The sequence below is a fragment of the Perlucidibaca piscinae DSM 21586 genome (assembly GCF_000420045.1).
GTDB classification, from domain to species: Bacteria; Pseudomonadota; Gammaproteobacteria; order Pseudomonadales; family Moraxellaceae; genus Perlucidibaca; species Perlucidibaca piscinae.
The window spans coordinates 335,213-360,485 of record NZ_ATUE01000006.1 but is presented as its reverse complement, the minus strand read 5'-3'; the positions used below and the strand labels follow the sequence as shown (position 1 = coordinate 360,485).

Sequence of the window (25,273 nt, the reverse complement as noted above, 5' to 3'; positions counted from 1 at the left end):
GCCACGTTGCCCGCGTCTGCGGTCACTGCGGATCATGGCTGGGCAAGGCATAGACACGACGAATTTCACCCCAGGGTTGCAGGCGCAGCACGAGATTGACGATTTCCGGGGCGCCCGCCGTGAGCACGGCGCGACTCTGGCCGGTGGCACCGGAGTCGGTGGATGGCCACACCGACTGCTGACGGCTGCCGGGCGCGGCCTGCACCTGCCAGCGCAGCGACACGCCTGCCGGTCCCAGCGGCGTGGCCGATGGCAGCATGCCGGGCATGCGGTCCAGGGTATTCCAGGACAGCCGCCAGAGCTGGTCGCCACGTAACTCGTAACGCACGCGCAGCATGTCGCTACGCGGCTTGTCGAGCGGATTGCTGAGTCCCCGGCGGGTGAACTCCAGGCTGCCGTCTGGGGCCAGCAAGAATGGCGGCAAGGGGTCACCGAACTCGTCACGAACCGGGCGATCCACCCATTGCGCCAGATCATTCGCGATCACGCCCTGCAGGCGCTCCAGACCCAACAGCTGCTGCTGGCGTGCCGTCACCCGCTCCCCGGTCACCGTGGTGCTGGTGAGCAGGCTGAAGGCACCGACGCTGACCAGCGCCATGATGGCAATCGACACCAGCAGCTCGATCAGAGTGAAGCCGCGCTGTGACAGGGTCGCACGCATCAGTTGCCCGCCCCGCCACGGCGCCCGACGAAACCGGTCAGCGATACCAGCACATTGCCCTTCTGCTCGCTGACCACGTCGTAGGCCGACACATCAATGCGCACGTTGCGTACATCGTTGACCGGGGTCGGCTGCACCTGGTAGTCGACGAACCAGTCCCGGCCAGCCATGACGGCACTGGTCTCGGCCTTGCCGAGGTCAGGAAAGCTGTTGCCGGTCTGCAGCTCGGTAAGCGTGTTCAGCGCCACCCAGTGTGCCAGCAGACGATCCTCCAGGCTGGCCGCCTGGCGGACCTGGTCACGGTTGTGGGTCAGCAGGGTGAGCGCGACGATGCCGAAGATGGCCATGGCCACCAGCACCTCGATCAGGGTGAAGCCGCGCTGCCTAGTTGCCACGCTGACCTCCTGCCGTCGGCAGGCGCTCGGGGTCGCGCACATCGCCAAGGTCGCTGACCTGCAGACGACGTGCCAGTGCATTGCCGTCACGCACGCTGATGGTCAGTTCACCCGGCGTAGCCTCTCCGCTGGAGAGAAACACGAAGTCCGGGCGCTCAGGCGCCGGGCTCGAGGCAGAAACGCCTGACGGACCGGCTGCAGCGGCGCTCAGAGGCGACGCCACCGGCTCGCCACTGTCACGCCAGCTGAAGGTCAGATCCGGCCACTCCTGGGGCTTGAGCACGGGGTCATCCCGCACCGGCAGCCAGCGCCGCGTTGCCGGCTCGAAACGAAGGAAGCGATAGCCCGGTGCCTGCAGGCGCACGCCGATCTCCTGCTGCTCGTTCTCGGCGAGCAGGCGCGCGTAGCCAAGCTGGCCGGTCAGCGCCGACTGCGCCTGCTGCAGGCGACGGCTGCCGTCCCCGGCATTCAGGCTGAGCACGGCCACGCCCATGAGAATGCCGATCAGCACCACGACCAGCAGCACCTCGATCAGGGTGAAGCCCCGCTGTCGTGCGCGCTGCCGGCCCGGCTGTCTCATTCGAAATAGATGTCCGCCGCGTAGCCTTCGCCGCCTTCGGCATTGTCGGCACCCAGCGAGTACAGGTCATAGGCCTTGCCGCTGCTGCCCGGTGTCACGTACTGCAGCGGATGCTCCCAGGAGTCCACCGGCGTCTTCTTCAGGTAGCCGCCATCGGGGAACACGCGCGCCTCCGGCGAGCGATTCACCAGCGCGTCGAGACCGGCCTCGGTCGACGGGTAGCGGTAGTTGTCGAGCTTGTAGAGCTCAAGGGCGTTGGCGACGGCGCTCAGGCTGGCCTTGGTCGAGGTGACGCGGGCCTGGTCATCCTTGCCGACGACATTGGGCACGATGATCAGGGCAAGAATGCCGATGATGGCAACCACCACCATGACTTCGATCAGCGTGAAGCCGGCTTGGCGGCGACGGCGAGGCAGCGACATCAGGGAAACTCCTTAGACCAGGTTATTCATTTGCACGATGGGCAGCATGATAGCCAGAACGATGAGCAAAACCACCCCGGCCATCATCAGCAGCATCATGGGCTCGAACAGGCCGACCAGGGTGGCGATGCTGCCGGTCAGCTCGCGCTCCTGCATCTGCCCGGTGCGCGCCAGCATGTCGTCGAGCTCGCCGCTGGACTCCCCGCTGGCGATCATGTTGATCATCATGGCCGGAAACAGCCCAGACTGGCTCAGCGCCGGCGCCAGGCGTCCGCCCTCGGTGACACGGCTGGTGGCCTCGGAAACCGCATCGCGCATGGGCAGGTTGTCGACCACGCCGGTGGCGATGTGCAGTGCCTCCACCAGCGGCACGCCGCTGCGGGTGAGGATGGCCAGCGTGCTCACGAAGCGCGAGGCCTGGGCATCACGAATCAGGCGGCCGGCCACCGGCAGTCGCAGCAGGAAGCGGTGCCAGCGTGTCTGCCAGACCGGGTTGCGCAGCAGGCGGCGCGCGCCGAGAAACGTCAGCAGCAGCAGAATGACCAGCCAGCCCATGGATTCGCGCAGGAAGTCGCTGGCCGCGATCAGCAGCTGGGTGATCAGCGGCAGCGCCTGCTCCTGGTTCTCGAAGACCTTGACGATGTCAGGCACGACATAGGTCAGCATGCCGACCACGATGAGCAGCGACAGCACGGTGAGGATGGCAGGATAGATCAGCGCGCCCTGCACCTTGCGACGGGTCTCGTGGCGGCTTTCGGTGTAATCGGCGAGACGGCTCAGCACCAGGTCGAGGTGACCGGACTTCTCGCCGGCCGCGACGGTGGCACGGTACAGCGAGGGAAAGGCCTGCGGAAACTCGGCCAGGCTCTGTGCCAGGCTGTAGCCCTCGAGCACACGGGCACGCACGGCCGTGAGCAGGCGCGACACCGAGGGTTTCTCGGATTGCTGGGCAACAGCGCGAAGACCGTCGTCGAGGGTCACGCCGGCTTGCACCAGCGTGGCCAGCTGACGCGTGATCATGGCCAGATCGCGGGCGCTCAGGCCCGGGGTCAGAAAACGTGAAAAGCGCGCACTGACGGTTGTCGACTGCGTGTTTTCGGCAGCCGCACCGAGCACGACCGGGACCCAGCCCTTGTCACGCAGCAGCTGACGCGCGTGGCGGGCGCTGTCCGCTTCGAGAATGCCCTTGTGTCGCTTGCCCGCCGCATCCACACCCACATAGTCAAAAGCAGGCATCAATCCTCTCGTGTCACTCGCAAGACTTCGTCCAGCGATGTTACACCAGCGAGCACCTTGAGCATGCCATCCTGACGAATGCCGGGACCGCTTTCACGGGCCGACAGTTCCAGCGCCTGCTCGGATGCCCGCTCATGGATCAGGCGACGCAGCGGCTCGTCGATGGCCACCACTTCATAGATGCCGGTACGACCGCGATAGCCACGCTGGTTGCAGACCGGGCAGCCGACCGGGCGATAGATCGTCGGTGCCGACGACGGATCGGCACCGAGCAGCTCGCACTCGGCGACATCGGCGCGGTGCGGCTCGCGGCAGTCGCTGCAGAGCACGCGCACCAGGCGCTGAGCCACCACGCCGATCAGCGACGACGACAGCAGGAAAGGCTCGATGCCCATGTCGACCAGACGCGTCACCGCACCCACGGCCGAGTTGGTGTGCAGGGTCGACAGCACCAGGTGACCGGTGAGCGAGGCTTGCACGGCGATCTCGGCCGTCTCGCGGTCACGGATCTCCCCCACCATGACCACGTCCGGGTCCTGACGCAGGATGGCACGCAGGCCGCGCGCGAAGGTCATGTCGACCTTGGTGTTGACCTGGGTCTGGCCGATGCCGTCGAGCTGGTACTCGATGGGATCCTCGACGGTGAGGATGTTGCGGGAATGGTCGTTGAGCTCGGTGAGCGCGGCATACAGCGAGGTGGTCTTGCCGGAACCAGTGGGACCGGTGACCAGCAGGATGCCGTGCGGCTTGGCGATGAGCTCGCGCAGCACGTGATGATCGTGGGCGGTGAGGCCGAGGCTGGACAGGTTGAGGCGCCCGGCCTGCTTGTCGAGAAGACGCAGCACCACGCGCTCGCCCGAACTCGACGGCATGGTCGAGACACGGACGTCGACCTCGCGGCCGGCGAGCTTGACCGAGATGCGGCCATCCTGCGGCACGCGCTTCTCGGCGATGTCGAGACGCGCCATGACCTTGATGCGCGACACCAGCAGCGGCGCCAGCTCGCGACGCGGCTGCAGCACCTCGCGCAGCACGCCGTCGACGCGCAGACGCACTGACAGGCGCTTCTCGAAGGTCTCGATGTGGATGTCGGAGGCGTTCTCGCGCACCGCCTCCTGGAGAATGGCATTGATCAGGCGGATGATGGGGGCATCGTCCTCCTGCTCCATCAGGTCCTCGGTTTCCGGCACCAGGTCCGCGAGCTTCTCGAGGTCGATCTGGTCACCGATGCCTTCGGCGGCCTGCATGGAGTCGCCGGCGTCACCCTGGTAACTGCGGCTGAGCGCATCATTGAACTGGCTTTCCGAGACCGGACGGCAATACACCGGCCGGCCGAGCAGACGACGCGCCTCGGCCAGGGCACTGAGCTTCCAGTCCGGCCGTGCGAGCAGGCACCAGTTTTCCTCGGATTCGATGTGCAGGACCAGCCCGTGACGCTTGGCAAAGCTGTAGGGCAACCGGACCACGCGCGGTGGCTCCGGCCATGGCATGTCGGAGACGGCCAATGTCGCAGACATCATGAAATTCAACCTGTTCGTGTGACTTTGATGCGAGTCTACTGCATGCCCTTGTTGCGCGTCAGTGTGACTCTGTATGTCATTTATTAACGCCTGCCGGGGCATGGCGCGACAGCCTAAAACGCCAGCAGCCACGCGTGGTTGACGGCTTGACGCTGTTGGGGGCGCTGGCTATGATGCCGCCTCTCGCAAGGGAGCAACGCCCCTTTGGCTGGGTAGCAAAATGGTTATGCAGCGGACTGCAACTCCGCGTACACCGGTTCGATTCCGGTCCCAGCCTCCATATTTCTTCCCCCGCTGCCGTCAGGATCGCTTCTGAGGCGATGCGGAAACCCGCAGCACCCTACCCGCCCGAGTGGTGAAACTGGTAGACACAAGGGACTTAAAATCCCTCGACCTTTGGTCGTACCGGTTCGATTCCGGTCTCGGGCACCAACACCACGCAATCATTCTGGCGCGACACGACATCCGGGTGCTAGCCTTCTCATCATGATGACCCGTCTGCACATGCTCACCGCCCGCCTGACCCTGCTGCTCATGCTGGCCACACTGTTTTCTCCCGGCCTTGGCTGGCAGATGGTGGTGGTTCACGAGCACGGCGGTCACCATCATCTGGCTCACGCCGGGCATGCCGATGCCAGCGATGGCAGCGCGCATCACATGCATGATGTCTCCGCGCCCGATGCCCAGCCTGCGGGTGATCTGGCCAGCGTGATGCAGAACGAGCATGACGATGCCCACACCATGATGGGCCACCTGCTCGGTCACATGCCGCTGACACTGACCCAGGAAACCCGTGTCGATACCTCGGTGGCCGGCATGGTGATGAGTCCCCAGCCCTCCGATGGCATTCCGGGCAGCCTGCCCAGCGCCCTCTTCAGACCCCCGCAAGCCCTCGTCGCCTGACACTTGATGTCTGTCACGGACTGGCCCTGCCCTGTCCGTCCCATGGCTTTACTCGACGAGGAGATCCCCATGCCGGGATATGCCCCTTCGCGCAAATCGCGTGTTCAGGACGTCCGTTCCTGGACGCATCTTGCCCGACTCATTGTTCTTGCCGCTGCCGTCGGCAGTGTGACCGCCCGTGCCGAGGCACTCACCGAGCAGCAGGCCATCCAGCGCGCGCTGGCGCGACCCGGCGTTGCGGAGGTCGAACGGCAGCACCTGTCGGCGGCTGACAGCGCCGTTGCCGAGGCTGGCCGCTGGCCGAATCCGGTGCTTTCGCTGGACCGCGACCAGACCCGCGCAACCGGGACAGAGACCACGGAAACCGTGTGGAAGCTTTCGCAGACACTGGATCTGTCAGGCAAGCGTGCCCTGACTGCCCAAGGTGCGGAAAGACGCCGTGACGCCACAGTCGCCGAACAGGGTCTGGCCCGTCAGGACATGACTGTCCGGGTCCGCCAGACCTTCGCGGAAGCGCTGGCGCAGGAACAAAATCTCAAGGTCATGTCGGCGTGGCGTAGCCGTCTCGCGGACACCGGCAAGACAGTCACGCGCCTGGCGACGTCCGGCGAGGTGTCCGGCTATGACAAGCGGCGGCTGGACCGGGAGCTGCAGACCGCCCGGGCAACGTACCTGCAGACCGATGCCGGCCTGATGCGCACACGGCATCAACTGGCCAATCTGGTGGCTGCGGACGATCCCGCTGCGACCAGGGTCATTGGCGAGCTGCTGCCCGCCCCTGCTCAAGACCTGGACAGCCTGTTGGCGCGTCTTCCTGCCCGTGCCGACCTGCGACTGCTGAGTGCGCAGTCGGAGGCACTAGCCAGCGAAGGCAAGGCGGCCGGACGCGGCTGGGCCCAGGATGTCACCGTGGGCATTGGCCAGAAGGAAATCGACACCGTCACCGGCACCGAAAAGGGCCTGGCCCTGTCATTCGCGGTGCCACTGCCTCTGCTTGATCGTGGCCAGCCGCAGGCGGCCCGGCTGCATGCCCTGGCAAAGGCGGCCAGCGCCGAGAAACGCCTGCGCCTGTCCGCTGCCGAGGCTGACGTGAAAGGCACATGGCATCAGCTGCAGGCCTTGCGTGACGCGGCCATCGCGTTTCGGGCCAGTGCCCTGGCCGAGTCCAGAACCCTCTCGCGCATCGCTGAAAAGGCCTATCGCGCGGGTGAGGCCGGCGTCCTCGAGCTGCTGGATGCCTATCGTGCCGAGCTGGATGCCGAACGCATGATCATCGACCTCGAGCTGCGCGCTCGCCTGGTCCGCATAGAACTGGATTCGCTGGCGGGAGCCGCACCATGACCATCCTGAAGACAACTCTGCTGTTCACGACCCTGACCCTGGTGCTGGCCGGCTGTTCGGCAGCGACTGACGAGACAGCGAACGCGCACGCCCCGGACGAAGCACAGGGTGATGCTGCCGGCCACGATGAGCATGGTCACGGCGCCGGCGTGCGCGTGACCCACTACACGCCGGACAGCGAGCTTTTTGTCGAGTACCCGCCCCTGGTGGCTGGTCAGGCATCGGAGTTTGTCGCTCACCTGACCTGGCTCAAGGACTTCACGCCCGCCAGCGCCGGCCGCCTCATCGTCACCCTGTCGGGAGACAATCGCCCGGACGAGCGTGTCGAGGTCAATGTCAGTGACACCGCTGGCATTTTCCGGCCGGTGCTCACACCCCGGCACCAGGGCATTCGCAGGCTCACCCTCAGCCTGGTGACGCCTTCCCGGACCATTGTCCATGATCTTGGCGAGGTGGATGTGTTCGCGGATCAGACCAGTGCCGATCTGGCGTTGTCGCATGATGCCGAACAGCCGGGACTGATCAGCTTCACCAAGGAACAGCAATGGAAGATGCCGTTCGCGACCGCGCAAGCCGTGTCGGCGCCCGTGCGCGACTCGGTCGCGGTGTCGGCAACGCTGCGTCCTCGCGCCGCTGGCGAAGCCATGCTGACAGCGCCCGGAGCGGGCATTCTGCGCGCAACTGCCGACGGCTTTCCCGAGCTCGGCATGGCGGTCAAGGCGGGTCAGGTCCTGGCCTATCTGAGTCCGCGACTGGGTGGTGACACCGATGCTGCCAGCCTGGAGCTGGATGTGCAGCGCGCCCGCATCCGTTCCGAACAGGCGGAGGCAGACCTGGAACGGCTGCAGGCGCTGCTGGCCGACGAGGCCATTCCTGCCAGGCGGGTGCGCGAGGCGTCACTGGCGGCCAGACTGGCGAAGGCAGAACTGCAGGCTGCGACACAGAGAATGCGTGGCCTTGCCGGCGCATCGGGTGGCATAGCCCTGAGATCGCCCGTTTCCGGTCGCATCGTGGCGGTCAATGGCGCAGCCGGTGCCGCCGTGAACGAAGGCCAGACCATCATTCACGTTGCCTCGCTGGATACGCTCTGGCTGGAGGCACGCATTGCCGAAAGTGACCTGGGGCGGATTGCGGCGCCCACGGGGGCATCGTTCGAGCTGGACGGCGGGCCCACGCCGGTCACCCTGGATGTCGGACGCAATGCCCGTCTGGTTGCCTATGGCGGCATGGTCGATGCCACCACGCGTACCGTGCCGGCCATTTTCGAGTTTGCCAATGGCGAGGGCAGCTTGCGTGCCGGCATGCGTGTGCGCGCAAGGGTCTACAGCGGCAGCGGTCGCCCCGGCATCGTGATTCCGGCTGCTGCCGTGCTCGACGAGCACGGGCAGCCGGTGGTGTACGTGCTCAGGCAGGGTGAGTCCTTCGAACGTCGGCCGGTACGCGTCGGCGCGCGTGATGGCGATCGCATTGCCATCACGTCAGGTCTGGCCGCCGGCGAACGCGTGGTGACCACCGGTGCCTACCAGATCCGTCTTGCCGCGGCTTCTCCGGCGACCATGGGGCATGGCCATGCGCACTGAATCCCCGTCGCTTGTTGCCCGCCTGATTCTCTGGTCGCTGCACAACCGGCTGCTGGTCTTCGTAGCGGCCGTGGTGCTGATGATCATGGGAGGATGGCAAGCCACCCGCATGCCGGTGGATGTCTTTCCTGACCTCACGGCACCGTCAGTCACCGTGGTGGCGGAAGCGCACGGCATGTCACCGACCGATGTCGAAAGCCTGGTCACCTTCCCCATCGAGACCGCGCTCAATGGCTCGCCCGGCGTGCGCCGGGTGCGCTCGAACACCAGCATTGGCCTGGCGGTGATCACCGTCGAGTTCGACTGGGGCATGGAGATCCGGGAAGCCCGTCAGATCGTGGCTGAAAAGCTGCAGCTGGCGCGTTCCGCGCTGCCAGCCGATCTGCCGCCGCCACAGATGGCCCCGGCGGCATCGGTCATGGGCGAGATCATGTTTGTCGCGCTGACGTCGGACCGCGCCTCCGGCGCCGACCTGAAGACAACGGCGGACTGGGTCGTCCGGCGACGCCTGCTTGCCGTGCCCGGCGTTGCCGATGTGCTCACGATTGGCGGTGACGAGAAGCAGTATCAGGTCACCCTCGACCCGGAGCGGCTGTCGACATACGGCATCACGGTGGATCAGGTACTTGAGGCCCTGCGCCAGAGCAACCAGAACACGCCGGCCGGCTTCTATCAGGAGAACGGCCAGGAGTACCTGATCCAGGGGCTGGGCCGTCTGCAGTCAATGGACGATATCGGCTCGACCCTGGTGGCCGTGGTGGCTGGCCAGCCGGTGCTTGTGCGCCATCTGGGCGAGGTGGCCATCGGCGTGGGCACGGTGCGCGGAACGGCATCGCACAATGGCAAGCCTGCTGTGGTGTTTGCGATCCAGAAACAGCCGGGCGTGAACACGCTGGCCCTGACGCAACGCCTGGATGACAGCTTTGCCGTCCTGCAGGGCAGCATGCCGGCAGGCATGACGATAGAAAGCAGAATCTTTCGCCAGGCCGACTTCATCGAGCGGGCGATGGACAACCTGCTGTCGGCACTGCGTGACGGCGTGATTCTGGTGATTGCCATCGTGTTCGCCTTTCTTCTGTCGTGGCGTGCCACGGCGGTGACGCTGGTGGCCCTGCCCCTGTCGCTGATGGTCGCGATCCTGATTCTGCATGCCCTGGGTGCCTCGCTGAACACGATGACACTGGGCGGCCTGGCAATCGCCTTGGGCGCCCTGGTCGATGACGCCATCATCGTCGTCGAGAACATCATGCGGCGCCTGCGTCAGCGCAGGGAGTCCGGCAGCGCCAGCCGTGCTCCGGTTCGCCAGGTCGTGTTCGAGGCAACCCGCGAGATCCAGGGCTCCATCGTGTTCGCCACGCTGATCATCATGCTGGTGTTCCTGCCGGTGTTTTTCCTGACCGGCGTGGAGGGACGTCTGCTGGCACCACTGGGCTTTGCCTATGTGGTGGCCCTGAGTGCTTCGCTGCTGGTGGCCATCACGGTCACGCCCCTGCTTGCCGAGCGCTTTCTGCCTGACGACCCGCAGGTGCTGGCCCATCGCGAGCCGGTGCTGATCAGCCGGCTCAAGGCCTGGTACGAACGCAGCCTGACCCGCCTGCTGCCGCACTGGCAACGGGTGGCCGGCATCTCGGGCCTCGCGCTGGTGCTTGCCTTGCTGGCGCTGTTCAGCGCCGGTCGCACCTTTCTGCCCGACTTCAACGAGGGCAGCCTGACGGTGAACGTCACCACGTTGCCAGGCACATCACTGGCCGAATCCGATCGCATGGCACAGCGCGTTGAAGCGATCCTTCTGGCGCAGCCGGAGGTGGTGGCTACCGCACGACGCACCGGGCGCGCTCCTGCCGATCCGCATGCCCAGGAGATTCATGCCTCGGAAATCGAGACTACCCTGGTGATGAAGGAGCGCGACAAGGGCGAGCTGCTGGCAGCACTGCGCGCCGACTTCGCGGCACTGTCCGGCATGAGTGTCGTCATCGGCCAGCCGATCTCGCACCGCATCGACCACATGCTGTCCGGCACCCGGGCCAATATTGCCATCAAGCTCTTCGGCCCTGACCTGCAGGCGCTGCGCACGCTGGGCGAATCGGTGAGGAGTGTCGCGACCGGCGTGCCCGGTGCCGTCGACGTCGCCCTCGAGCAGCAGGCGGACATTCCGTTTGTCAGCATCCGCTTCCGCCGCGATGCCATCGCGCAGCATGGACTGTCCGTGCGCGAGGTGTCCGATGCCGTCGAGACGGCGCTTGCCGGCAGCGAGGTGTCGCGCATCCTGGAAGGCCAGGCCAGCTTTGATCTGGTGGTGCGCTTCGACCCGGCGGCGCGGGCGTCATTCGAGGCACTGCAGTCGACCCTGATCACTACCGCGTCCGGCGCACGCCTGCCGCTGTCGGCGCTGGCCGAGGTGACGCGCGACCGCGGCCCCAATCTGGTCAGTCGCGAGAACGTGCAGCGCAAGATCGTGGTCATGGTCAATGTCGCCGAGCGCGACCTGTCCAGCGTGGTCGAGGACATTCAGCGTCGCGTCGCGCAGCAGGTCACGCTGCCGGCTGGCTACTTCATCGAATACGGCGGCCAGTTCGAAAGCGCGAGAGAGGCCACGCAAACCCTGGCCGTGCTGGGTGCCATGGTGCTGGCTGGCATCTTCATGCTGCTGTACCTGGCGTTCCGCTCCACGCGCGATGCCCTGGTGGTGATGCTGAACCTGCCGCTGGCGCTGATCGGTGGCGTGGTCGGCATGCATGTGGTCGGCGGCGTGCTGTCGGTGGCCACCCTGATCGGCTTCATCACGCTGTTCGGCATCGCCACCCGCAACGGGGTCATGCTGGTGTCGCATATCCGCCACCTGGTGCAGGTCGAAGGGGTTCAGGATCTGCGAACCGCGATACTGAGAGGGGCTGGAGAGCGCCTGTTGCCGATCCTGATGACAGCGCTGGCAGCCGGTCTGGCACTGGTTCCGCTGGCGCTGGCCGCCGGTGAACCGGGCAGCGAGATCCAGGCCCCGATGGCGGTGGTGATCCTGTTCGGTCTGCTCTCATCCACGGCCTTGAACATGTTCGTGGTGCCCAGCCTGTATCTGAGGTTTGGCGACATGGCCAGGACTGGTGGCATCGCCAATGACACCGCACCAACGAAAGAAGGAGACGCACGATGATCTGGATTGCAAGCAAGTACCTGATCACCGCGGCGATGGTCGTGCTGGTGTCGGAGCTGGCAAAGCGCAGTGACAAGCTGGGCGGACTGGTGGCCGCCCTGCCCCTGGTCACCATCCTGACGCTGATCTGGCTCTATCTGGAAAACCAGCCCCAGGCACGGATCGCCAACCATGCCTGGTACACCTTCTGGTATGTGCTGCCTACGCTGCCCATGTTCCTGGCGTTTCCGCTGCTGCTGCCACGTGTCGGCTTCTGGCTGACCCTGCTGAGCTGCATCGTGATCACCAGCGTCTGCTTTGCCGCCTTTGCCTGGCTGTTGCGCCGATACGGCATCGATCTGCTCTAGGTCGTCCTGCATCCGGCATCAGGCCAGCAAGGCCACCGACTTGATCTGCACCCACAGATCCTGCCCGGGGGCCACGCCCAGACTGGCGATGGCGCGACGCGTCAGTCGCGCCAGCAGCCGGGTGTCCCCGACACGGACGCGTACCAGGGCCTGACCCGGATGGTCATCGTCGGCGATGGCGTCGACCTGCCCGCGCAACAGGTTCTGGATGCTGCTGCGGCCCGGCTCCAGCGCCAGGCTGACGTCGCGGGCCAGCACACGCAGGCGCACGCGCTGGCCAACGACCAGCCCCGAGTCACGCACCCAGAGGCTGCCGCCATCTATGTCGACACGCGCCAGGTGCCAGTCCCTGTCGATCTCGGCAACGGCGCCGTCAAGCACGGTGCCGGCATCCTCGCCGAGCCGGACGGGCAGATCGAAGCGCACCAGCTCATCACCGAGCGCGCCGCTGGCCGTCACCCTGCCCTCGTCCAGCACCACCAGATGATCCGCCAGGCGGGCGACCTCGTCAGGCGCATGACTGACATAGATCACCGGCATGTCGAGCTCGTCATGCAGACGCTCGAGATACGGCAGGATCTCGCGCTTGCGTTGCAGGTCCAGTGCCGCCAGCGGCTCGTCCATCAGCAGCAGACGCGGGCTGACCGACAGTGCCCGGGCAATGGCGACGCGCTGGCGCTCGCCGCCTGACAGCGCCTGCGGACGTCGCGCCAGCAGGTGCCCGATGCCGAGCAGGTCGATGGCCTGCTGCAGGCTGATGCGTTGCGCGTCACGTTGTCGACGCTGGCCGTAGCGCAGGTTGTCGAGCACGTTCAGGTGCGGGAACAGGCTGGCTTCCTGGAACACGTAGCCGATCGGCCGCTGATGCGGCGGCAGCCAGTGGCGGGCGTCCTGCCAGACCTCTCCTGCCACCACCAGTTCGCTGCCGCGGGCACGTTCGAGGCCGGCGATGCAACGCAGCAGCGTGGTCTTACCGGACCCGGAAGGACCAAACAGTGCCGTCACGCCACGTGCCGGCAGGTCGAGCGCGACATCCAGGCAGAAGCCCGGACGCTGCAGATGAAAACGGGCCTGCAGCCCGGTCATGACGCGCTCTCCTGACTGCTGTCCGCGCGGCGCTGGCGCAGGCGAACGGCATGCAGCACCAGCAGGACCGCGAAGCAGAAGATCAGCAGGACCAGGGCCAGACGGTGGGCCGAGGCATAATCCAGCGCCTCGACATGGTCATAGATCTGCACCGAGGCGACACGGGTTTCGCCGGGCAGATTGCCGCCCAGCATCAGCACCACGCCAAACTCGCCGACCGTGTGCGCGAAGGTGAGCACGCAGGCGGTGAGGAAGCCCGGCGCCGCCAGCGGCACCACGACACTGAAGAAGGCATCCAGCGGCGAGGCACGCAGGGTCGCGGCCACCTCGAGCGGGCGCCTGCCGACGCTTTCGAAGGCCGCCAGCAGCGGCTGCACCATGAACGGCAGCGAATAGAACAGCGACGCGACCACCAGACCTTCGAAGCTGAACGACAGCGGCGCCATGCCCAGGGCATCGGTCAGCTGCCCGAGCGGACCCTCGGGGCCCATCGCGAGCAGCAGATAGAACCCCAGGACCGAGGGCGGCAGCACCAGCGGCAAGGTCACCACGGCAGCAACCGGGCCTTTCCACAGGGAGCGGGTACGTGACAGCCACCAGGCGATGGGGGTGCCGATGACCAGCAGCAGCGCGGTGACGATCGCCGCCAGCTGGGCGGTCAGCCACAGCGCCTGCCAGTCACTTGCCATCAGCATCTCGCCACACTCCTTGCGCGCTTACGCATGTGCTGGTTCAGCGCCGCTCACGCTCAGGCAGGACAAACCCGTAGCGTTGCATCAGCGCACGCGTGTCATCCGCCTGCATGTGGGCGGCAAAGCGGCGCGCCAGCGCGTTGCCGGCCGCGCGCCGGGTGATGATGAAGCCCTGCTCCAGCGGCGCATGCAGGCTGTCCGGGATGAGCTGATAGCCGCCCTGGCGCGCCAGCTCCGGACTCAACGCCAGTGCCAGCGCGATGATGCCGACCTGGGCATTGCCGCTCTGCACGAACTGCGCGGCATGCGACACGCTTTCGCCCTGCACCAGCCTTGCCTCGACCCGTGACCAGACACCGGCAGCCTGCAAGGCCTCGACGGCACGTTTGCCATAGGGTGCATGGCGGGGATTGGCAATGGCAATGCGGCCAATCGCCGGATCAGCCAGGCTGGCCAGCGTCAGCGTGCGGCTGTCAGGCCGGGTGCTCCACAGTACCAGCCGGCCATGGGCATAGGGCGTCACCGGCGAGGCGGCGAGGCCAGCCTCGGCGAGCGCACGCGGGTAGGCGATGTCGGCCGAGAAATACAGGTCATAAGGTGCACCAAGGCGGATCTGGGTCTGGAACTTGCCGGACGAGCCGTAGACGACCTCGACCTGATCGCCGGGGTGACGCTGCTTGAAGGCCGCAATGACCTCGTCCATGGCGAACTTGAGGTCAGATGCCGCCGCGATGGTGATGCTGGCGGCAGCGGCCGTCAGCGGCTGGCACAGCAGCAGGCAGAAAAGCAGGAGTGAACGACACAGCGGCATGGCACACCCTGCGTGCCAGGCACGCTCGACAGGACAGCGACGCGGCCAGTTTACACGTTGGCTGACGTCACTGCCCTGCCTGCACGCAGGATCAGAAAATCACGTTGGCCGAGCGGCGCGCGCTGATCTCGTCGTCGCTGTAGCCGGCCTCGCGCAGCACGTCACGGGTGTGCTGACCGAGGCTGACGCCGCTGTGACGATACACCGGCGGGGTTTTCGAGAACTTGATCGGCGACGCCAGCTGCCGCTGGCGGCCGCCATCGAGCTGCTCGACCTCGATCACCAGCTCGCGTGCCTGCACATGCGGGTGCTCAACCGCCTCGGCAAAGCTCAGTACCGGCTCAGTGCAGGAATCCAGCGCCGCGAAGATCGCCGACCATTCGGCATAGGTCTTCTTGGCCATTTCGGCCTGGATGGCCTGCTTGAGCACAGCCACCGACTCCGGACGCATGTCCAGGCCTTGCGGCGCCAGCTCGGGGCGACCGATGGCGGCGCAGAACTGCATGAAGAACTGCGGTTCCAGTCCGCCCACCGAGAAATGACGGCCATCGGCGGTGCGGTAGCAGTCGTAGAAGCTGCCGCCATTGAGCTGGGTGGTTTCCAGATCCGGCTGATCCCCACCCATCAGGGCGCCCGGCGCGGTCAGGGCATGCAGGCTGAAAGCGGCATCGGTCATCGAGATGTCGATGTGCTGGCCCTCGCCGCTGGCACTGCGGTGGATGACAGCGGCAAGAATGCCGATGACGCCATGGCAGGAGCCGCCGGCCACGTCGGCAACCTGCACCGAGATCGGCGCCGGCCCGGTCTCGCGGCGACCGTTGTAACCCAGCACCCCGGCAATGGCCAGGTAGTTCATGTCATGACCGGCGCGGTCCTTGTAGGGACCGTCCTGGCCGTAGCCGGTGATGGAGCAGTAGATCAGGCCGGGATTGACGGCCTTGAGCGCCTCGTAACCGACACCTAGGCGGTCCATGACGCCGGGACGGAACTGCTCGACGACGATGTCGTAGTCCTTGACCAGGCGCTTGACGATCTCGACGCCGTCCGGCGACTTCAGGTCGATCGCAATGGAGCGCTTGGAGCGGTTCAGGTAGCCATGCGCCGCCGAGTTGCCGTCACTGGCCAGTGGCGGCATCAGCCGCACCATGTCCGGTCGCGACGGTGACTCCACGCGCAGCACCTCTGCGCCCAGATCGGCCAGCATCATGGTGGCGAACGGACCGGGCAGCAGTGTCGAAAAATCCAGAACCTTCAAGCCGGCAAGCGGACCAGGCATCGCAATTTCCTCAGGCAGACAGGTCACGCGAGACTGCGTGACTGATGAGTCGCGATCCTAGCCAGTCTGGCCGGTGATTGCCAATGACGAGATCGCTCAGCCAGCCTGACGCAAGATGTCAGAACGATTGCCGTTTGCGGAGCCTGTCGACATACTCGGCTGCTCAGTCCGTTTTCACGTCACCAGGTTGCTCATGCTGTCACTGCTTCCCGCCCCTTTGCGAGGCGTCATCATGGGCACGCTGCTGATTGCCAGCACCGTGTTTTCCTCGCTGCTGATTCTGCTGCTGAGCCCGCTCAAGCTGCTGGCCCTGTGGCTGCCGACGCTGGCTCCGCCAGTGCGACGCCTGCTGACGGCGGTGCAGGAGAACTGGGCCTCCAACAACGGTCGCCTCTACCGGCTGCTGCCCGGCCTGCGCTGGGAGGTGCATGGCATGGAAACCCTGCGTCGTGACCGCTGGTACTTCGTCATGGCCAACCACCAAGCCTGGCTCGACATCCTGACCAGTTTCCACGTGCTCAACCGGCGCATTCCGCCCCTGAAGATCTTCATCAAGCAGGAGCTGCTCTACGTGCCGGTGGTGGGCCTTGCCGTCTATGCCCTCGACTATCCGTTCATGAAGCGCTACAGCAAGGAGCTTCTGGCGCGCAAACCGCAGCTGCGCGGCAAGGATCTGGAAACCACACGTGCGGCCTGCGCCAAGTACGCGGATTATCCGGTCAGCGTGCTCAGCTACATCGAAGGCACCCGCCTCACGCCGGCCAAGCACCAGGCTACCGCCTCGCCCTACCGGCACCTGCTCAAGCCCAAGGCGGCCGGCCCCGCCTTCGTGCTGTCGGCTCTGGGCGAGCGCATGGACTGCGTGCTCGACCTGACCATCGCCTATCCGGATGGCGTGCCCAGCTTCTGGGACTTCTGCTGCGGCCGCGTGCGTCGCATCGTCGTCGATGTGCGCCTGCGCGACATTCCGCCGCATTTCTGCCATTCCAGCTACGAGAACGATGCCGCCTATCGCGCCGAATTCCAGCAATGGATTGGCAATATCTGGGCAGAGAAAGACAATACCCTGGACAGGCTGCTGACAGCGGCCCCCTCTTCACACCACTGACAGGACTCCTCATGGCCCTCTCGCAACCCGCCCGTTTCGGCGAAACCTGGTCTGACGAACGCATCCAGTCCTACCTGGAGCGCCAGCCGCCCGCCGGCGAATCGGCTGACTTTCATGTTCTCTACACCGCCTACAAGCACATGCGTGACGACGACTTCGCCCGCTTCCTGACCTTCTTCAGCGCCGCCGGTCGTGATCTGCAGGCGCGCAACCGCAATGGCCAGACCCTGACCGACCTGCTCCAGGGCCACGCCCAGGCCGCTCCTTTCCTGGCCCTGCTGCAGCGCACGGTCTGAACGCCATGAGCCGCGCCGGGCTGCTTGATCCCGAGTCCCTGTTCACCCAGGGACAGCCACGCTTCGGCCGCTTTGCCGACAGCGTCCAGCGCATCGATCCGGCCCTGGACGACCAGCGCGATGCCTTCGGACATGCGCGCGGCCTGCTGGCGCGGCATCTCGGCTACAAGCAGTTCCAGTACTTCGGCGGCATGAGCCGTGACCTGATCTTTGGCTGTGCCCTGATCGATCTGGGCTACCTCAACAGCGTCTTTCTCTATGTCTTCGACCGCCACAGCGGGGAGAAGCTGACGCATTCGGTGCGTCTGCCGGGGCATCTCGGCATGACCCTGTCGCAAAGCCCGGTGGAGGGTGAAAGCCGCTTCCAGAGCGGCGATCTGAACATCGTGCAGCGCTATCAGGGAACACCGCGCAGCAAATCGCTGCAGGTGCGCTGGGGCGACACCCTGAGCATTGATGCCGACATGCCCGAGACCGGCTTCGAACCCATGTCGCTGTGCACGCGTGCCGGCTATCACGGCTGGGTCTACGCCAACAAGACCGCCGGCCTGCCGCTGACCGGCACGTTGCGCTGGGGCAGCCGCCTCGTCGATCTGGCCGCCTGCGGTGCCATGGGCCACCACGACTTCTCCTGCGGCTACATGCGTCGCGAGACCTGGTGGAACTGGGCCTGCCTGTCCGGACTCAGCCAGCCCGCAAACGCGCCGGCGGTGACCATCGGCCTCAATCTCTCCTGCGGCGTCAACGAGACCACGCACAGCGAGAACTGCCTGTGGCTGGACGGACGCCTGGTCCCTGTGACCGGGACCGCATTTCATTTCGAGCAGCGTAAGCCGCTGGCGCCCTGGCACATCGTGTCGCTGGATGGCCAGGTCGATCTGCGCTTCACCGCCCTCGGGCGACATCAGGAAAAAATGCGCCTGCCCCTGGTCGCCAGTCACTTCCAGCAAATTTTCGGTGTCTTTGACGGACATTTGCGCGTAAATGAGACAATATATCCTGTCACTTCCTTGACGGGCTTCGTCGAAGACCAATTTGTCCGCTGGTAATCCGGAGATAGCCACGCATGTCCCTGCCCCCCACCGGCCGTGATCCCAACCGACGCCTGCCAGCCGGCCATCCGGAGCGTCATCTCGACAACGGGTCGCAGAGGCCGCGCCCGGCAGCGCCCAAGCGTCCGCAACGGGTGCCGCAGATCACCCTGAAGCAGACCCGAACCACCCCGGTGCGGCGCTCGCTGCAGCAGCTCGCCATGGATTACCTGCGCCTGCTCTTCGACCTCAAGTTCCAGCGCTACCTGACCGTGCAGCTGCTACCCATGCTCTACGTGATCCTGGTGATTGGCGGCCTAGCCGTCATCGGACAGCTGGTCTGGGATGCCTTCCAGGAAGACACCCAGCGCGGCCTCACCTACCTCGCCGTGTCACCGCTGGCGCTGCTGGTCTGGGCCTCGGCCTGTCGCGCCACCACCGAGTTCCTGCTCGTGGTGTTCCGCATGTCCGAAGACGTGCGCACTCTGGCCAGCATCAAGCCGACCGTGGACAAGCTCGACCACCTGTTCAGCGGCAACCACTGGATATCGCGCCTGATGCCGTTCATGAAGGCCTTCCAGGCCGCCCAGGAAGAAAAGCGCTCCGCGGACAAGTGAGAGAGAAAAGACCATGAAACTGCTGTCCAGCAACACCTGCCGCGTACCTGCCGATCTGGCCTCGGTGACGCAATACAACCCGTCACGTGAAGTCGATCCCGCCCGTGTCGGCGTCAGCGAGAAAGCCAAGGCCGAAGTCTGGGCCGCCGTCGAGGCACTCTATGCCACCGGCATCTCCCCGGCCGTGTCCATCTGCCTGCGCAAGGGCGGCGAGGTCATTCTTGATCGCGCCATCGGCCACCGCATCGGCAACGGCCCCGACGACCGTCCTGACGCGGCACGCGTGCTGGCGCAGCCGGATACCCCGTTCTGCCTGTTCTCCGCCTCCAAGGTGGTCACCGCCATGCTGATCCACAAGCTGGCCGAGGATCACAAGCTCGATCTGCTGGCGCCGGTGGAACACTACCTGCCCGCCTTCGGTGCCAACGGCAAGCGCCATGTCACCACCGCACACATCCTCTCGCACCGTGCCGGCATCCCCACCGTGAAGGGGGATTTCGATCCGGAAACGCTGTTCGACACCCAGGCCGTCGTGGACATTCTCTACCGGGCCGAACCCGAGACGCGCAGTGGTCACCGCGCGGCCTACCATGCCATGACCGGGGGTTACATCCTCGGCGAGCTGATCCGGGCCATCACCGGCCTGGACCCGCGCGACTACCTGGCCGAGACCATCCAGAAGCCGCTCGGCATGCGCACCTTCAACTACGGACTGGTGCCTGAACTGCGCGGCATCGAGGCTCGCAGCTACGCCACCGGATTCAAGCCCGTGGGTCCGCTGGACTGGTTCATCCAAAATGCCCTCGGTGACAGTCTCGAGCGCGTGGTCGAGGTCACCAACGACGAGCGCTTCATGGACATCGCCTGCCCGGCCGGCAACATCTACGCCACCGCCGACGAGGCCTGCCGCTTCTTCGAGCTGCTGCTGCGTGGCGGCACGCTGGACGGAGTGCGAATCTTCGACCCGCTGACCATACGCCGGGCCACCATCGAGGCCGGCAAGCCGCAGTTCGACGGCACCCTGATGATGCCCTTGCGCTACAGCCTGGGCATGATGCTGGGACAGAATCCGGTCGGTCTCTACGGCCCCATGACCGGTCGCGCCTTCGGCCATCTCGGCTTCTCCAACATCTTCTGCTGGGCCGATCCGGAGCGTGACATCTCGGTCGCCCTGCTGACCTCGGGCAAGCCGGTGCTGGGCCCACATTTGCCGGCGCTGGGCAAATTGCTGACAAAAATCTCCTTTTCTTTTCCCCGTCATTAAGCTGAAATGACATTTGTATATACAGCCGTCTATCGGATGAGCGGTCCCTTGACCGCTTTTCCGGTATACTGAAGATGTGAACATTTATTCACTGAATTGAGGTTACCCATGCACGCAGACCGCGCGTCTCGTCCCCCGATCAACTGGTATGGCGCCGTTGTCCTGGCCGTCACGCCGCTTCTCGCCATGATCCTGATTCCGCTCTATGCCTGGGCGAACGACTTCACCACGGCTGCCTGGGTCAGCTTCGTGGTGCTGTCGATACTTAACGGCATGTCGATCACCGGCGGCTACCACCGTCTCTGGGCGCACCGCGCCTATGAAGCCCACTGGAGCGTGAAGGTCTTCTTCATGCTGTTCGGCACCATGGCGCTGCAGAACAGCATCCTGGTCTGGGCGTCGGGCCACCGCACCCACCACCGTCACATCGACGATGATGACAAGGACCCCTACTCCGCCGGTCGCGGCTTCTGGTTCTCGCACATCGGCTGGATGCTGCGCCAGTACGAGTCCGGCAAGGATGACTTCCGCAACGCGCCGGACCTGCTCAACGACCCCATCGTGATGTTCCAGCACCGTTACTACGTGCCGCTGGCCGTGGTCATGAACCTCGGCGTGCCGGCCCTGATCGGCTACCTGGCCGGTGACATGGCCGGCGTCCTGCTGCTGGGCGGCCTGCTGCGCCTGGTCTGGAGCCACCACACCACGTTCTTCATCAACTCGCTGGCGCACATGTGGGGCACACGTCCGTACACCGACGAGAATTCGGCGCGCGACAACCCGGTGCTGGCCCTGTTCACCTACGGCGAGGGCTATCACAACTATCACCACATCTTCCAGTACGACTACCGCAACGGCATTCGCTGGTACCAGTTCGACCCGACCAAGTGGCTGATCTTCTCGCTGTCGGTGCTGGGTCTCGCGCGCAACCTGAAGCGCTGCCCGGAATTCGCCATCGAGAAGGCGCGCCTGACCATGCAGTTCAAGCAGGCGGAAGCCAAGCTGGCGCGCAAGACCGCCGGTCATGCCCAGCTCGAGGCATGGAAGCAGCGTCTGGCCCAGGAGTCCGAGCACTTCGCCCAGGTCATGCAGGAGTGGAGCGCGCTCAAGGAAGCCTGGTATGCCGAGAAGAAGCAGCAGCTGCTGCAGAAGTGGGAGGAAGCCAGCTTCCGCACCCGCTTCCAGGAAATCGAGTACCGTCTGAAGATGCAGCGCAAGCGCCTGCGCCTGCTCACCGCCCAGGTACCTGCCTGAGCACATGCTGCCGCTCGCACAGCGTCATGCAGACCTGCCGTCCGCCCTCTGGCGGCGGCAGGCTCCCTCCCCGCTACGCCATCCCCGCCTGATCGATCTCAACACCGGCCTGCTGGCCCGCCTCGGCCTGGACGACCGTGCCTGGTGGCAGGGCCCTGAAGCGCTTGCCATGCTGTCTGCGGCACAGGGCTGGCCTGGCGTTGAACCGCTGGCGATGAAATATGGCGGCCACCAGTTCGGTGGCTGGAATCCGGATCTCGGTGATGGTCGCGGCCTGCTGCTCGGCGATGGCCTGGCGCCGGATGGCAGCGCGTTCGAGCTGCACCTCAAGGGTGCCGGCCCGACGCCCTTCTCGCGCATGGGCGATGGCCGCGCCGTGCTGCGCTCCTGCATCCGGGAATACCTGGCCGGCGAGGCACTGCATGCCCTTGGCGTGCCGACCACACGGGTGGCGGCGCTTGCCGGCTCGGACGAACCAGTACGCCGCGAGCGCATGGAAACCGCAGCCACCGTGCTGCGCGTGGCGCAAAGCCACATCCGCTTCGGCCATTTCGAGTGGCTGCACCACAGCGGCCAGACCGCCCTGCTGGGACAGCTCGCCGACCACGTCATCGCGCGTTACTACCCGCATCTGAGCGCTCTGCCACAGCGCCACAGCGCCTTCTTCAGCGAGGTGGTGACCGCCACCGCGCGGCTGATGGCGGACTGGCAGCGTACTGGGTTCGCGCATGGCGTGATGAATACCGACAACTTCTCCATCGTGGGTGAAACCCTGGATTTCGGCCCCTACGGCTTCCTGGAAACCTACGACCCCTACCACATCTGCAACCACTCCGATCACAACGGTCGCTACGCCTGGTATCTGCAGCCCTCGGTGGGGTTCTGGAACCTGAATGCGCTGGCGCATGGCCTGTCACCCCTGATTCCGGTGGAAGCCCTGCGTGAGGCCCTGTCGCTCTACGAGCCGACGCTGATCGCGCACTATGATGCCGGCATGAACCGGCGCCTGGGTCTGGACGACGTGGTGAGCGGTGATCGCGAACTGGTTCAGGACTGGCTGGCGCTGCTGCAAGCCGCCAAGGCCGACTTCAACCTGAGCTTCCGCTGGCTGTCTTCACATGCCCTGGAGCAGCTGCAGGAACAGGTCATGCAACGCTTTCCGGCAGAGCAGGAACGCGCGCTCGCCTGGCTGGCGCGCTACGCGCGGCGCGTGCAGCAGGCCGGGTGCACCGATGATTTGCGCCAGCAGGCCATGAAAGCCGTCAATCCGCTCTACGTGCTGCGCAATTACCTCGCGGAAATCGCCATCAAGGCGGCCGAACACGGCGACGATGTGCCGCTCAAGCGTCTGCTGGAGGTGGTGCGCTCCCCCTTCGAGGAGCGTGCCGAGTGGAGCGCCTATGCCGGTGAAGCGCCCGCCTGGGGGCGCTGCCTGGAGATCAGCTGCTCGTCTTGAGCATGCCGAGGAAGTAGGCGCCGAAATACTGCAGCTCGCGCGCCTTCATGTTCGGAACCAGATGGCTGATGGCCGTCTTCGCCCCTTTGCTGATCGCGACGTGCCCGACATTGAACATGTTGCGGGCGATGAAGCCCATGCTCAGCGCCTTGGCGCTGTCGACGTAGAACGCGTCAATCGCCAGCTCGCCGAACAGGGTCATGGCACGGGTCATCTCGGCCAGATCGCCCTCGCCCTGTGCCGCCTTGCTCCAGGTCGAGCGCAGGAAGAAGGCATCCTGGGGCTCGAGATCGAAGCTGATGTGGTCACGCAGGACGCCATCGACCTCGATGCGCGAACGACGGTGTCTGACATAGTCAGCCACCGAGGCCAGCTCCTTGTTGCTGAGCTTGCCGACCACCTGACGGATCAGGGCATGCACCGTGCCCTTGATCAGGCTGGCAACCTTGTCGAGCACGCCCGGGGCATGGCTGTCCGGAGCCGACCCGCGCACCAGAGCAAGGATCAGGGCATCGACGATCTCGTCGGCGTAGCGCTGCGCCAGGGCAACCACACGTGCCGACTGCGGCTCACGCGGAATACCATGCGCGAATGCCTGGATGACCGCCTCGAAATCCTCCGCCAGGGCCTGCGAGGCCGGAAAGGCAAAACGCTCTGTCACGTGTGCAGGACCTCGCCGGCTCAGTCGGAAACGAACATCGTGTGGTAATGCTGGGCGACCTGCTTGAGGTCATCGTCCGACATGGTCGCAAACAGCTTCTTGACGGCGCTGTGGCTGCCCTTGAGCACGGTGCCATGACCGATGTCGACCATCTTGCGCTTGATCATGCCGAGCTCGAGACACTGCGTGAAGTCCTCGTAGAAGCTCTTCACCGCGTGATCGACGAACTCCAGCATGGCCGCCGTCAGCTCGGCACGGACATGTTCCATGCGGCCGTGGTCGATGTTCTCGAGAATGCCTTCCAGGGTCTCGCCCAGCGCCGCCGGCATGACGAAGCCGAAGCGGGTTTCGCCGTTGATGACGATGCGACGGTTGCGCAGATAGCCGGCCAGACGCTCCTGCTCCTTGTGGTCGACCTTGCCCATGATCTGGCGAATCAGCACGTGCATGGTGCCTTTCAGCAGCTTGGCCAGCACGTCGAGCACGCCCGCGCCCTCGCCGTTGTGCTTGAGGATCTGGATGACGTCCTCGGCCGTGGCCTTGACGATGCCGTCGGTGGTGCCGATCGCGACCGCGACGCTGGTCGACGGATCCGGGAAGCGTCCGACCGCCTGGCCGGCCAGGATCTCGTCAATCGAGGACTGCAGGGCCGCATCCAGCGGGAAGGCGAAGTAATAAGTCATGAGCAGCATCCATCTTCTTGTTTGTGTTGGCACATGGTAGGCAGTGTGGCTGGCATATTCGCCGTCCACACCGGCTTTGGCAAGACTCATTGACGCGGTGTGCGCCAGCTGCTTTGCAAAACCTCGAAATTGGAACGGAACGGATTGATGTCGAGGCCGCCGCGACGGGTGTAGCGGGCATAGACCGAGAGCTGCTGTGCCCCGGCCTGCTGCAGATCGACAAACATGCGTTCGACGCACTGCTCGTGAAAGTCCGAATGACGCCGGAACGACACGATGTAGGCCAGCACGCCGGCCGGATCCAGACGCGGGCCGCGATAGTGGATCAGCACGCTGCCCCAGTCCGGCTGGTCCGTCACCGGGCAGTTGCTGCGCAGCAGATGCGAATGCAGCACCTCGTCGACGATCTCGTCCGAGGTCACCGTGAGCAGCGCCGGATCAGGCTCGTAGACATCGGTCCGCAAGGGCAGATCATCCACGCAGAGACCGGGCCAAGCCGGCATCGTCCCGGCCTCGGCGGCGGCGCTCAAGGTCACGCGCACCGCGGCATCGGCAGCAGCCGACAGATCACGCTCCACGACGGCCAGAACGTCATCGCGGCGGGCAAAGCGCATGAAGTTGAGGCTGTTGAAATACAGCTTCAGCGACTTGGACTCGATCAGGTTGGGCGAGTCGGCCGGAACGCGAATCTCGGCGATGGCCACCACCGGCTTGCCTCCCTCATCGCACCACGACACCTCGTAATGCGTCCACAGGTCGACACCGGTGAACGGCAGTCCGTCCTCCTCGTCCAGACCGAGTCCGGCCCGGCCCAGGCTGCGCGGAATTGGCTGCAGCAGCTCGGGTGCGTAGTCGTCAGGATAGTCGGTGGCCTGGCCCAGACGGGTCAGCTCGTGCAGATCCAT

Annotated in this window: 25 protein-coding genes and 2 tRNA genes; 14 read left to right on the top strand and 13 right to left on the bottom strand. The window is 65.4% G+C overall.

Annotated features, from left to right (window positions below; genetic code table 11):
- Positions 1–22 precede the first annotated feature (22 nt).
- The 6 genes from gspJ to gspE are packed head-to-tail and all read right to left on the bottom strand — an operon-like array spanning position 23 to position 4,814.
- The gene (gene gspJ / locus F595_RS14160; protein ID WP_022955932.1) at positions 23–661 is read right to left on the bottom strand and encodes a type II secretion system minor pseudopilin GspJ; all 639 of its coding nucleotides are present in this window, start codon (positions 659–661) and stop codon (positions 23–25) included.
- Positions 661–1,056: a type II secretion system minor pseudopilin GspI gene (gspI, locus tag F595_RS13000; protein ID WP_022955931.1), complete on the bottom strand. Its 396-nt coding sequence runs from the start codon at positions 1,054–1,056 to the stop codon at positions 661–663. Before gspI ends, gspJ begins: the two co-directional genes overlap by 1 nt.
- A complete protein-coding gene (gspH, locus tag F595_RS14155; protein WP_022955930.1) occupies positions 1,046–1,636 on the bottom strand; it encodes a type II secretion system minor pseudopilin GspH in 591 nt (196 codons plus the stop codon). The genes gspI and gspH overlap by 11 nt, the downstream gene beginning before the upstream one ends.
- Positions 1,633–2,058: a type II secretion system major pseudopilin GspG gene (gspG, locus tag F595_RS0105800; RefSeq protein WP_022955929.1), complete on the bottom strand. Its 426-nt coding sequence runs from the start codon at positions 2,056–2,058 to the stop codon at positions 1,633–1,635. The genes gspH and gspG overlap by 4 nt, the downstream gene beginning before the upstream one ends.
- A 12-nt stretch (positions 2,059–2,070) precedes the next feature.
- Positions 2,071–3,294 (bottom strand): type II secretion system inner membrane protein GspF, encoded by a 1,224-nt coding sequence (gene gspF / locus F595_RS0105795; RefSeq protein WP_022955928.1) that lies wholly within the window; start codon positions 3,292–3,294, stop codon positions 2,071–2,073.
- Positions 3,294–4,814, bottom strand: coding sequence for a type II secretion system ATPase GspE (gene gspE / locus F595_RS0105790; protein WP_026913271.1), 1,521 nt, complete (start codon positions 4,812–4,814; stop codon positions 3,294–3,296). Before gspE ends, gspF begins: the two co-directional genes overlap by 1 nt.
- Positions 4,815–5,020: 206 nt before the next feature.
- Here gspE and F595_RS0105785 point away from each other — a divergent pair.
- The 7 genes from F595_RS0105785 to F595_RS0105755 all read left to right on the top strand — a co-directional run bounded on the left by F595_RS0105785 (position 5,021) and on the right by F595_RS0105755 (position 12,133).
- A tRNA-Cys gene (locus F595_RS0105785) sits at positions 5,021–5,094 on the top strand.
- A gap of 66 nt (positions 5,095–5,160) precedes the next feature.
- A tRNA-Leu gene (locus tag F595_RS0105780) sits at positions 5,161–5,246 on the top strand.
- Positions 5,247–5,300: 54 nt separating this feature from the next.
- The gene (locus tag F595_RS0105775) at positions 5,301–5,717 is read left to right on the top strand and encodes a hypothetical protein (protein WP_156873809.1); all 417 of its coding nucleotides are present in this window, start codon (positions 5,301–5,303) and stop codon (positions 5,715–5,717) included.
- 69 nt (positions 5,718–5,786) lie between these two features.
- Complete coding sequence (locus F595_RS0105770; protein WP_022955925.1) at positions 5,787–7,058, top strand: TolC family protein; 1,272 nt, start codon at positions 5,787–5,789, stop codon at positions 7,056–7,058.
- The gene (locus F595_RS0105765) at positions 7,055–8,638 is read left to right on the top strand and encodes an efflux RND transporter periplasmic adaptor subunit (RefSeq protein WP_022955924.1); all 1,584 of its coding nucleotides are present in this window, start codon (positions 7,055–7,057) and stop codon (positions 8,636–8,638) included. The genes F595_RS0105770 and F595_RS0105765 overlap by 4 nt, the downstream gene beginning before the upstream one ends.
- On the top strand, positions 8,628–11,786 hold the full coding sequence (locus F595_RS12990) for an efflux RND transporter permease subunit (RefSeq protein WP_211213141.1): 3,159 nt from the start codon (positions 8,628–8,630) through the stop codon (positions 11,784–11,786). The genes F595_RS0105765 and F595_RS12990 overlap by 11 nt, the downstream gene beginning before the upstream one ends.
- The gene (locus tag F595_RS0105755) at positions 11,783–12,133 is read left to right on the top strand and encodes a DUF3147 family protein (protein ID WP_022955922.1); all 351 of its coding nucleotides are present in this window, start codon (positions 11,783–11,785) and stop codon (positions 12,131–12,133) included. The genes F595_RS12990 and F595_RS0105755 overlap by 4 nt, the downstream gene beginning before the upstream one ends.
- 18 nt (positions 12,134–12,151) lie before the next feature.
- Here F595_RS0105755 and modC read toward each other — a convergent pair whose 3' ends face one another.
- From modC to F595_RS0105735, 4 genes are all read right to left on the bottom strand, one after another.
- Entirely contained in the window at positions 12,152–13,219 is a 1,068-nt protein-coding gene (gene modC / locus F595_RS0105750; protein ID WP_022955921.1) for a molybdenum ABC transporter ATP-binding protein, read from the bottom strand.
- The gene (gene modB / locus F595_RS0105745) at positions 13,216–13,914 is read right to left on the bottom strand and encodes a molybdate ABC transporter permease subunit (RefSeq protein ID WP_022955920.1); all 699 of its coding nucleotides are present in this window, start codon (positions 13,912–13,914) and stop codon (positions 13,216–13,218) included. The genes modC and modB overlap by 4 nt, the downstream gene beginning before the upstream one ends.
- Positions 13,915–13,951: 37 nt before the next feature.
- Positions 13,952–14,722 carry a molybdate ABC transporter substrate-binding protein gene (modA, locus tag F595_RS0105740; RefSeq protein WP_022955919.1) on the bottom strand — a complete coding sequence of 257 codons (771 nt, stop codon included), beginning with the start codon at positions 14,720–14,722 and terminating at the stop codon, positions 13,952–13,954.
- Positions 14,723–14,813: 91 nt separating this feature from the next.
- Positions 14,814–15,998 carry a CaiB/BaiF CoA transferase family protein gene (locus F595_RS0105735; RefSeq protein WP_022955918.1) on the bottom strand — a complete coding sequence of 395 codons (1,185 nt, stop codon included), beginning with the start codon at positions 15,996–15,998 and terminating at the stop codon, positions 14,814–14,816.
- A 193-nt stretch (positions 15,999–16,191) separates the two neighbouring features.
- Here F595_RS0105735 and F595_RS0105730 point away from each other — a divergent pair, with 193 nt between their 5' ends.
- From F595_RS0105730 to F595_RS0105700, 7 genes are all read left to right on the top strand, one after another.
- Positions 16,192–17,106: an acyltransferase gene (locus F595_RS0105730; RefSeq protein ID WP_022955917.1), complete on the top strand. Its 915-nt coding sequence runs from the start codon at positions 16,192–16,194 to the stop codon at positions 17,104–17,106.
- A gap of 11 nt (positions 17,107–17,117) precedes the next feature.
- Positions 17,118–17,402, top strand: a complete 285-nt coding sequence (locus F595_RS0105725) for a PA4642 family protein (protein ID WP_022955916.1) — start codon at positions 17,118–17,120, stop codon at positions 17,400–17,402.
- 5 nt (positions 17,403–17,407) lie between these two features.
- Positions 17,408–18,451 (top strand): DUF2804 domain-containing protein, encoded by a 1,044-nt coding sequence (locus tag F595_RS0105720; RefSeq protein ID WP_022955915.1) that lies wholly within the window; start codon positions 17,408–17,410, stop codon positions 18,449–18,451.
- Between the two features lie 17 nt (positions 18,452–18,468).
- Positions 18,469–19,050 (top strand): DUF4282 domain-containing protein, encoded by a 582-nt coding sequence (locus tag F595_RS12985; protein ID WP_022955914.1) that lies wholly within the window; start codon positions 18,469–18,471, stop codon positions 19,048–19,050.
- Positions 19,051–19,063: 13 nt separating this feature from the next.
- The gene (locus tag F595_RS12980) at positions 19,064–20,314 is read left to right on the top strand and encodes a serine hydrolase domain-containing protein (RefSeq protein WP_022955913.1); all 1,251 of its coding nucleotides are present in this window, start codon (positions 19,064–19,066) and stop codon (positions 20,312–20,314) included.
- A 108-nt stretch (positions 20,315–20,422) separates the two neighbouring features.
- On the top strand, positions 20,423–21,568 hold the full coding sequence (locus F595_RS0105705) for an acyl-CoA desaturase (protein WP_026913269.1): 1,146 nt from the start codon (positions 20,423–20,425) through the stop codon (positions 21,566–21,568).
- Positions 21,569–21,572: 4 nt separating this feature from the next.
- Positions 21,573–23,024 carry a protein adenylyltransferase SelO gene (locus tag F595_RS0105700; protein WP_022955912.1) on the top strand — a complete coding sequence of 484 codons (1,452 nt, stop codon included), beginning with the start codon at positions 21,573–21,575 and terminating at the stop codon, positions 23,022–23,024.
- Here the strand turns inward: F595_RS0105700 and F595_RS0105695 are convergent.
- The 3 genes from F595_RS0105695 to queF form a co-directional block, all read right to left on the bottom strand.
- On the bottom strand, positions 23,008–23,685 hold the full coding sequence (locus tag F595_RS0105695; RefSeq protein ID WP_022955911.1) for a hypothetical protein: 678 nt from the start codon (positions 23,683–23,685) through the stop codon (positions 23,008–23,010). The two genes, F595_RS0105700 and F595_RS0105695, sit on opposite strands and share 17 nt — an antisense overlap.
- A gap of 20 nt (positions 23,686–23,705) precedes the next feature.
- Positions 23,706–24,368, bottom strand: coding sequence for a hypothetical protein (locus F595_RS0105690; RefSeq protein WP_156873808.1), 663 nt, complete (start codon positions 24,366–24,368; stop codon positions 23,706–23,708).
- An 86-nt stretch (positions 24,369–24,454) separates the two neighbouring features.
- Positions 24,455–25,273, bottom strand: coding sequence for an NADPH-dependent 7-cyano-7-deazaguanine reductase QueF (gene queF / locus F595_RS0105685; RefSeq protein WP_022955909.1), 819 nt, complete (start codon positions 25,271–25,273; stop codon positions 24,455–24,457).